This window comes from Azospirillum formosense, from assembly GCF_013340925.1.
In the GTDB taxonomy this organism is placed as follows: domain Bacteria; phylum Pseudomonadota; class Alphaproteobacteria; order Azospirillales; family Azospirillaceae; genus Azospirillum; species Azospirillum formosense.
The window spans coordinates 1-9142 of sequence record NZ_WHOR01000238.1; the positions used below are offsets into that span (position 1 = coordinate 1).

General features: G+C 68.7%; 6 protein-coding genes. 2 read left to right on the top strand and 4 right to left on the bottom strand.

Annotation, left to right across the window (positions count from 1 at the left end; genetic code table 11):
- Positions 1-30 precede the first annotated feature (30 nt).
- Complete coding sequence (locus GBZ26_RS23100; protein ID WP_174440857.1) at positions 31-3378, bottom strand: maltotransferase domain-containing protein; 3348 nt, start codon at positions 3376-3378, stop codon at positions 31-33.
- Between the two features lie 230 nt (positions 3379-3608).
- Between GBZ26_RS23100 and GBZ26_RS23105 the strand changes: the two genes are divergently transcribed.
- A complete protein-coding gene (locus tag GBZ26_RS23105; RefSeq protein WP_174440858.1) occupies positions 3609-4436 on the top strand; it encodes a polyphosphate kinase 2 family protein in 828 nt (275 codons plus the stop codon).
- Positions 4437-4561: 125 nt separating this feature from the next.
- On the top strand, positions 4562-5530 hold the full coding sequence (ppk2, locus tag GBZ26_RS23110) for a polyphosphate kinase 2 (protein WP_211104914.1): 969 nt from the start codon (positions 4562-4564) through the stop codon (positions 5528-5530).
- 21 nt (positions 5531-5551) lie between these two features.
- Here ppk2 and GBZ26_RS23115 read toward each other — a convergent pair whose 3' ends face one another.
- The 3 genes from GBZ26_RS23115 to GBZ26_RS23125 all read right to left on the bottom strand — a co-directional run.
- On the bottom strand, positions 5552-7300 hold the full coding sequence (locus tag GBZ26_RS23115) for a chloride channel protein (protein ID WP_344918077.1): 1749 nt from the start codon (positions 7298-7300) through the stop codon (positions 5552-5554).
- A gap of 151 nt (positions 7301-7451) precedes the next feature.
- A complete protein-coding gene (locus GBZ26_RS23120; RefSeq protein WP_174440860.1) occupies positions 7452-8651 on the bottom strand; it encodes a hypothetical protein in 1200 nt (399 codons plus the stop codon).
- Between the two features lie 148 nt (positions 8652-8799).
- Positions 8800-9142, bottom strand: a 343-nt coding sequence (locus GBZ26_RS23125) for an ATP-binding cassette domain-containing protein (RefSeq protein ID WP_174440861.1), incomplete at its 5' end; no start/stop codon positions are given.

Genomic DNA, 9142 nt, shown 5'->3' on the forward strand with positions numbered 1-9142 from the left:
GGTTTGGGTGGGGGCCCTACGCCCCTTCCCTTACCGCCCCGGCGGCCGGATGCGCCAGATCGCCGCCGGATTCTGCTGCGGGTCGAGCCAGACATGCTGGAACTTGCCGATCCAGGTGAAGCGCTGGCCGGTGAACAGATCCTCCACCTGGACATGGGCGCCGTCGTCCAGCCCCAGCTCCCACAGCGGGACCTCGATGGTGCCGCCATGACCGTTGTGCGGGTCGAGGTTCACCGCGATCAGGATGACGTTGTCCTTGCTCTCCGTCATCTTCCCGTAGAGCAGGATGTTGTCGTCGTAGGCGTTGTAGAATTTCAGGTTCGTGAATTTGTGGAGCGCCGGGTTCTCCGCGCGGATCTTGTTCAGCCGCGTCACGTAGTCGACGATGTTGCCGGGCTTGGTCCAGTTCCAGTGCCGGATCTCGTATTTTTCGGAGTGGTTGTACTCCTCCTTGCCCGGATAGGGGTCGGCCTCGCAGACGAAATACGGGGCGTAGAGGCCGTAGACGCCCGACAGGGTCCCGGCCAGCACGGCGCGCATCATGTGGGCGGGCCGCCCGCCATGGACCAGGATCGGCGGCAGGATATCGGGCGTGTTGGCGAAGAAGTTGGGCTGCATGTAGTCCTTGGACTCGCCCTGGGTCAGCTCCGTCAGATACTCGGTCAGCTCCGCCTTGGTGTTGCGCCACGTGAAGTAGCTGTAGGACTGGGTGAAGCCGATCTTCGCCAGACGCCGCATCAGCTTGGGCCGCGTGAAGGCCTCGGCGAGGAACAGCGCGTCGGGGAAGCGGTCCTGCACCTCGCGGATCATCCATTCCCAGAAGGGAAAGGGCTTGGTGTGCGGGTTGTCGACGCGGAAGATGCGCACCCCCTCGTCGCACCAGAACAGCACCACGTCGCGCAGCGCGTACCACAGGTCCGGATAGGCCTCGCGATAGAAGCTGACGTTGACGATGTCCTGGTACTTCTTCGGCGGGTTCTCGGCGTAGCGGATCGTGCCGTCCGGACGCCAGTAGAACCACTGCGGGTGCGACTTGATCCAGGGATGGTCGGGGGAGCACTGGACGGCGAAGTCCAGCGCGATCTCGATGCCCTGTCGCCGCGCCTCCTTGACCAGCCGGCGGAAGCCGTCGAAGTCGCCGATCATCGGGTCGATGTCGGCGTGCCCGCCCTCCGTGGCGCCGATGGCGTAGGGCACGCCGGGGTCGTTCGGGCCGGGGTTCAGGGTGTTGTTGCGCCCCTTGCGGAAGCTGCGCCCGATCGGGTGGATCGGCGGGAAGTACAGCACTTCGAAGCCCATGCCCCGGATGAAGGGCAGCATGTTCGACACGTCGTCGAAGGTGCCGGGGCGCGACGGGTCCGGCGAGGCCGAGCGCGGGAAGATCTCGAACCACGCGGAGTAGCGGGCCGCGGTGCGGTCCACATAGACCTCCAGGTCGCAGCCGTAGCGGGACAGATACTGCCGCTCTCCGTATTTCGCCATGGCGTGGCGCGGTTCGTCGGACAGGGCGTAGGCGATCAGTTCCGGCCCATGAAGCGTGTTCATCCGCTCCACCACCCGCTCCAGCACGGCGCGGCCCTCGCCCTGGTTCAATCCCACGGCATGCTCGACGAAGCGGCGGCCCTCGATCAGTTCCAGGCTGACGTCCATCCCGACGTCGTGCTTCTTCTTGAAATCGGCGCGCCAGCTCTCCCACACGTCGCGCCACGCCAGGATGCTGTACTGGTAGCGCGTGTTGCGGGTCAGCGGCAGCTTGCCCACCCAGCGGTCGTTGTCGAAGAAGGTCATGGGCACCTCGCGCCATTCCTCCTCGTCCACCGGGCGGTAGGTGACGGCGGCGCCAAGGACGAAGGTGCCGTCGGTGTAGATGTCGGCCCACACCTCCATCACGTCGCCGACCACCCGCTTGACCGGGAAGCGACCGCCGTCCAGTTCCGGATAGACGTTCTCGATGGTGACGCGGCGGGAGGCCAACTCGTCCATCCAGGCGCGGGTGCCGGCGTCGTGCTCCGCCCCGCGCTCGCCCAGATGGTTCAGCTCGATGGGGCGGCTCTGCGCCGGACGGGCGCGGAAGACGCGCATCTCCAGCGGGCGCAGGCGCAGGTCGCGGCCCGGCTCGAAGGGCAGCGGCTCGGCCTCCGGGGTCACGTCCTCGAAGTCGGCGAAGCCGCCGCCGGTGCTGGCCAACAGGGGGCCGGGGTCGATGGCGTGGGGCTGGTTCTCGTCCGGGTTGATGAGCAGGACGGAACAGCCCTCCCCGCTCCCGTTGGCCCAGCCGCCGGTGTCGCGGATCAGCCCGACCATCGGGTTGTGGGGAGAGGTGACGCGCCGCTGCGGCCCTTCGACGTTCAGCGCCGGGCTGTCCGCCTTCATGGCGTTGACCGCGCCGATGAAGCCGGTCAGGTCGAGCTTCGGTTCCTCCCAATCGTCCGGCGTGGTGTTCACCACGTCCAGCTTGCGGGTGAAGCCGTACTCGTACCCCACAGGCATCATCACGCCGGTGGAGAAGGAGGCGGCGAACAGGTAGTGCATCTTCAACTGGGCGGCCAGCCGTTCGGTGTCCTGGCTGCCGACCTCCGCCGCCAGACGGTCGGTGTCGTGGCTTTCCGGGAAGGCGATGGAAGGGGCGATCCAGCGGAACTCGTCATACTGATCGAGCAGCCAGTCGGACTTGAAGTCCCACCATTTGGCGCTGTTGAACAGGAAGTCGAAGCCCGCCCCGCAGAGGTCACGCACCTGCTCCACCGTGCAGCCCAGCGTCTCGGCGAAGAACTTCACCTCGGGATCGACCTCGCGGGAGCGGTCGATCAACGTCTTCCACACCTCCGCCGGGATCTGGTAGGCGGCGTCACAGCGGAAGCCCTTCACCCCCAGCCCGACGAAGTGGCGCAGGTAGCGCGTCCAATAGTCGGTCAGCCCGGCCCGGACATCCGCCCGCTCGTAGTCGAGCATGGCGAGGTCGCCCCAGATGGTCACCCGCGACGGGTCCACCGGGTCGACGGCGCGCGGGCTGTAGAGGTCGCCGTTGGCGTCGCGCCGGTACCAGTCCGGATGCTCGCCCACCAGGATCGCGTCCTTGGCGGTGTGGTTGATGACGAGGTCCAGCATGACCGACTGGCCGTGCCGCCCCGCCTCGGCGATGAAGGCGCGCAACAGCTCGTCCGGATGCTCCGGCGCGCCGCCCTGGATGCGGTCGTGCAGCCGGTAATAATCCTTCACGGCGTAGAGGCTGCCGGAGAAGCCGGGATAATGGATCGGGTTCAGGAACAGCCAGTCGAAGCCCATGCCCTGGATGCGGGGCAGATGCCCGGCCCAGTCGCGCATCGGGCCGACGAGCGTGGGAAACAGGTTGTAGATTCGCGGTCCGGCGGTGGCCATCGGGGAAATCCTCCTGGTCGGCAGCGGCACGCCAGCCGGTCGCCGCTGGTTGACAAGCGTGGCGCCTCCCATGGATCGTCCGGAAGACCGTCACCGGCCGAAGGACCATCACCGGAAGGACCATCGCGAGGTTGCAACGCGCGCCCTGCGGGGCGCACGCGCTCAACCCCTGCGAAGCGCGAAGGTTCCGAAACCTGACACTTGGGCCAGACATTTCGAAAGGTGCGTGCATGGGCAACGGAAACGGCAAGATCCGTCTCGACAAGCTCGATATGACGGCGGAGGGCATCGGCAGCAAGGACGACTACGAACGCCGCCTCGCCAAATTGCAGAAGGACCTGCTGCACATCCAGCAGACCTATTGGCACGAGAAGCGCCGGGCCATCCTGGTGTTCGAGGGCTGGGACGCCGCCGGCAAGGGCGGTTGCATCCGCCGCCTGACCGAACCGCTCGACCCCCGCGGCTTCCATGTCTGGCCGATCGGCGCCCCGGCGGCGGACGAACAGGGCAAGCACTACCTCTACCGCTTCTGGACCAAGCTGCCCGCCCCCGGCACTTTCGCCATCTTCGACCGCTCCTGGTACGGCCGCGTGCTGGTGGAGCGGGTCGAGGGCTTCGCCGACAAGGAGCAGTGGAAGCGCGCCTACGACGAGATCAACCAGTTCGAGAAGATGCTGACCGACGACGGGGCCCGCATCATCAAGATCTTCATGCACATCACGCCCGACGAGCAGCTCAACCGCTTTCGCGAGCGGCTGAGCAACCCCTACAAGCGCTGGAAGCTGACCGAAGAGGATCTGCGCAACCGCGCCCGCTGGGACGACTACAGCAAGGCCATCGAGGCGATGTTCGACAAGACCTCGACCGAGACGGCGCCCTGGCAGGCGGTTCCCGCCAACTCCAAATGGCATGCCCGCCTGAAGGTGATGGAGATCGTGACGGAGGCGCTCAGCCGCGGCGTCAACGTCGCCCCGCCCCCCATCGACCTGACCGTTGCCCGGATCACCGCAGAGGTCCTTGGCGTCCATCTGACCTTCGACACGAAGGACAAGGACTGACCTGCCCCCTCCCCGGCGCCCCCGGCCTCGGTCACTTCGTCGCGGTGAGCGCGCCGGCGGTTGCCTGACGCGCCGTCATCTCCTAGCGTTGGTTCGTGGGGACAACAATAAGCAGGGTGCGTTCGATGGACGAGGTCAAGACGGGTGCCGGGGCGGAGGAGAAGCCGCGGAAGAAGCGCAAGGCGCTGAAGCTGAAGGACCTGGGCCTCGGCGTTCCAGCCACCGGCGGCGAGGTGCTGCGCGACGCCAAGGAGGTCGCGGCCATCGAATCCCACTGGCGCGACCTCGGCGGCGGCAAGGGCGGCGGCAAGCCGGCGAAGGGCGGCAAGAAGCTCAAGTACATCGACGAGCTGGCCCGGCTGCAGTTCGAGCTGATCAAGCTGCAGGAATGGGTGCGGGTCAACGGCCTGAAGGTCTGCGTGCTGTTCGAAGGGCGCGATGCGGCCGGCAAGGGCGGCGTCATCAAGCGCATCACCGAAAGCCTCAACCCCCGCGTCTGCCGCATCGTGGCGCTCGGCACGCCGACCGAGAAGGAGCGCGGGCAATGGTACTTCCAGCGCTATGTGGCGCAGCTTCCCGCCAAGGGCGAGATCGTCCTGTTCGACCGGAGCTGGTACAACCGCGCCGGTGTCGAGCATGTGATGGGCTTCTGCACCGACGCGGAGTACGAGGAGTTCCTGCGCGCCTGCCCGCTGTTCGAGGAGATGCTGGTCCAGTCGGGCATCATCCTGATCAAATACTGGTTCTCGGTCAGCGACGAGGAGCAGGAGAAGCGCTTCACCGAGCGGATGCGCAACCCGATCAAGCGCTGGAAGCTCAGCCCGATGGACCTCGAATCGCGCAAGCACTGGGTCGAGTACTCCAAGGCCAAGGACGCCATGCTGGAGCACACCGACAAGAAGCTGACGCCCTGGTACATCGTCGACGCCGACGACAAGAAGAAGGCGCGGCTGAACTGCATCAGCCATCTGCTGCAGCAGATCCCCTACCGGGACATCGCCCCGGTCGAGCTGGACCTGCCGCCGCGGCAGAGCGACGACGGCTACAAACGGCCGAAGAAGTCGAAGCAGAACTGGGTGCCGGAGGTCTACTGAGCGCCGACCTCGGACGGGCGGTCAGTCCCGCCCGTAGAGGCTGCGTTCGCCCAGCTCCTCGCCGCGCTGCCGCTCCAGCTCCTGGCTGTAGCGGCGTAGCGCATAGGCCTCGGTGACGTAGCCGACGATCCGCCGGTCGGTGGGCGACGTCACGACCGGCAGGGACTCCACCTCGGCGCTGCAGAAGCGCTGGAGCACGCTGCGCACGTCGTCGCCCGGCCGCAGGAAGTCGTCGGCGTGCTTGGCCAGTTCGCCGACCGGCGTCTTCGCGTCCTCCTCGCCGAGCGACGGGTCGTGCACCGCGCCCATGTCGATGATGCCGGCGTAGGACCCGTCCGGCTCCACCGCGAAGACCGTCTTGGCGGCGCCCAGCGGATGCAAACGGCGCAGCGTGTCCAGGGTCTGGGTGGTCAGGATCGTCTTCACGTCGCCGCGCATCAGCCGCATCGCCGTCAGCTCCGACACCCAGCCGACGTCGTAGGCGCCGCGGATCGGCACGCCGCGCAGGTGGAAGCGCCACGTCGCGAAGGAGTAGCCGAAGGCCTGCCGAACCACGGTGGTCGACACCACCACGCCGATCAGCACGCCGGATGCCGCCCAGAAATCCTGCGTCGCCTCCAGCACCAGAAGCACCATGGTGACCGGCGCACCGATGATGCCGGCGGCCACCGCGCCCATGCCGGCCAGCACCAGCAGCATCCGGTCGAGCCCGAGCCCCGGCACCAGCAGCTCGACCACCCCATAGGCCAGCCCCCCGAACAGCCCGCCGAGAAGCAGCGAGGCGCTGAACAGCCCGCCGCGGAAGCCCGAACCGAGCGACAGGGCCGACGCGACGATCTTGGCGGCCAGCAGCACCGCCATCGCCTCCAGCCCGCGGGCCAGTTGCGACGGGTCGGCGCCGGGTCCGGCGCCCAGCACCTGCGGCACCGCCAGGGCCAGCGCGCCCAAAGCGAGCCCGCCCAGCGCCGGGCGCCCCCAGACGGGGATGGGCAGCGCGCGGAAGCCCCGCTCGGCCACCGTCACCGCCTGCATGGCGAGGATGCTCAGCCAGCCCGCCAGGAAGCCGAGGACCCCGCAGGCCACATAATCCCAGCCCTCCACCGCCACCGGGCGGCCGAAGAACAGGGCCGGGGACGGGTCGGACAGCCAGTGCGCCACCGCCACCGCGGCGACCGAGGCCGCCCCGATCGGGGCCAGCGTGGCGATGGTGTAGCCGCCCATGACCAGTTCGAAGGCGTAGAAGGCGCCGGCCAGCGGCGCGCCGTAGGCGGCGGAGATGGCCGCCGCCGCCCCGCAGCCAACCAGCGTGCGCAGGTCCGCCCGCCGCAGATGGAGCTTTTGACCGAGCGTCGAGGCGATGCCCGCCCCCGCCTGGGTGTAGGCCGCCTCCATTCCCACCGACGCGCCGGAGCCGTTGGACAGCAGGGTCGCCAGGGTCAGGCGCAGGCTGTCGATCAGCGACATCTTGCCGCCGTAGAGCGCGTTCGCCTCGACGGGATCGACGATGTCGTTGGAGCGCCAGCGCCGCACCAGCTTCACCATCACGCCGAGCAGCAGGCCGCCGATGGCCGGGACCAGCAGGGTCCGCCAGGGGTCGGCCAGCGCGGCCTCGCCCAGATCCTGCCCATGGGCCACCGAGAAGACGACGGACTGCGTCCAGACCACGGACTCGTGCAGCATGGCTACGGCCAGCCCGACCCCGGCGCCGATGGCCCCGGCAAGCATCAGCACGCCCAGAACGCTGTCGCGCAGGCTCCGCCGTGTCAGCACCCTGAGGAACCGCCGGCCGGGGTTTCGCGCTTTGGTCAGGGCGCCGGCCGCTTCCCCCGCGGCGCCCCGGATTCCCGTCATGTCATCCGGCATGCCGGACAATGTGTACCCTGCCTCCGCGCCGTCAACCGCGCGGCGCGGCCCTAACCCTTTAGGGCTTGCCCGTCTGGGCCGCAGCCGGAGAGGCGCCGGACGGCTGAGCCGAAGGCCGGGCAGACGGCGGATTGACGGCGAGGCGGCGCAGCACCTCCGCCAGATTGTCGCGCACCTTGTCGGCCAAGCCGATGTCGGCCTCCTGCGCCTCGTGGAACAGGATCGTGAACAGGCGGCCGGGCGACAGGAAGAAGGTCAGCGAGACGTGCATCTTGCCCTCCTTCAGCGCGCAATCCACCGAGCCGGTGCGCAGCATCAGGCCGGGCAGATCCTCGACGGCGCTCAGCGACGCGGTCGGCGTGCCGCCCTCGCAGCGCTTCTTCATGGCGTCGACGTAGCCGGCGGACAGGTCCTCCAGCTTGGAGCCCTCCTCGACCATCCGCTCGCGGATGCCGCCGACGATCGGGCCGATGCGCCAGGCCATGTCGGCGGGACGCTCGCCCTTCGGCACATTCTCCAGCGACACGCGCTTGACGTCGCGCACACCGGCCGCCTTCAACAGGTCGGCCAGCCCTTCCGGAAGCTCGTCGGGACGGGTCGCGACCTTCTTGGTGCGGGTGTCGATGGGCGGAACGGCGCCGGCCTTGTCCACGCAGGTCTTCAGGTCGGTGAGCACCTTCTTGGTGCCCTTCAGCGCGAAGGCCATGCGGTCGGCATCGGAGGCGAAGACCACCTCCTTGCCGTTCATCAGGGCGGTGTAGAGTTCCTCGTCCTTGCCGTTGGGGATGACCAGCATGTCCGGCTTGGGCGCCAGAGCGCGGCGCTCGCGCGTCAGCTTGCCGTCCACCACGACCTTGACCTTCCACTGCTCGCCGCCCGGCAGCTCCGCGCCCGGAATGCCCATGCCGAGATTGACCTCGCCCTTGACGTTGCGCGCGATCATCAGGACATGGCCGGTGTCGAAGCGGCCCTCGATGGCGCAATAGGCGAACTTGCCGTCCCGGTCGCGCGACGGGCCGCCTTCCCAGCCGTCCTCGAGCTCGGCCGGCCCGGTCTTCTCGGCCGGATCGGCGGCGGCGGGCGCCGGCGGCGCGACGGTGCGGGGCACCGGCGCGGGTCCGGAGGATGGCGCCGGGTAGTACATGGTCGGCGGATTCACGGGGACCAGCTCCGCCACCTGCGCCCCATCGGCGTGGACGGCGGCGGCGCCCAGCAGAAGAAGGGAGGAGAGTGCAGCAGCGACGGCTTTGTCCAACATGGCAGAGGTAATCCTTACGGGCGGGGCGACGCCGGAAGCTATCCCCGCCGTCTGGGATCGGCAAGCGCAAGACGAGAAAGTCACGACAAAGATCCCGGCCTGTTGCCGCAATGCCGAATTGCGTCCGGCGCCGCCCGGCGACCGCGGATCAGCCGCCGAGAAAGGCGTCCCGCAGCGCGTCGGCGGGAAGGGTTCGCACCGGCCCGTCATGCACCGCCCGGCCGAGCCGCAGCAGCACGACGCGCCCGGCGGCGGACAGGGCGCGGGCGGCGCTCTGCTCGGCGACCAGAACCGCCGTCCCGGTCGCGGCGATGGCGCGGACGGCGGCGAAGACCTCCCCGGCCAGCTTGGGCGACAGGCCGAGCGACGGCTCGTCGAGCAGCAGCACCCGCGGGCGGCCCATCAGCGCGCGGCCCACCGCCAGCATCTGCTGCTGCCCCCCGGACAGGCGCCACGCCCGCTCCTCCGCCTTGCCCTCCAGCGCCGGGAAC

Coding starts and splice junctions, on each gene's coding strand:
- GBZ26_RS23120 (WP_174440860.1), bottom strand. CDS start 8,651: ATGTTGGACAAAGCCGTCGCTGCTGCACTCTCCTCCCTTCTTCTGCTG.
- ppk2 (WP_211104914.1), top strand. CDS start 4,562: ATGGACGAGGTCAAGACGGGTGCCGGGGCGGAGGAGAAGCCGCGGAAG.
- GBZ26_RS23100 (WP_174440857.1), bottom strand. CDS start 3,378: ATGGCCACCGCCGGACCGCGAATCTACAACCTGTTTCCCACGCTCGTC.
- GBZ26_RS23105 (WP_174440858.1), top strand. CDS start 3,609: ATGGGCAACGGAAACGGCAAGATCCGTCTCGACAAGCTCGATATGACG.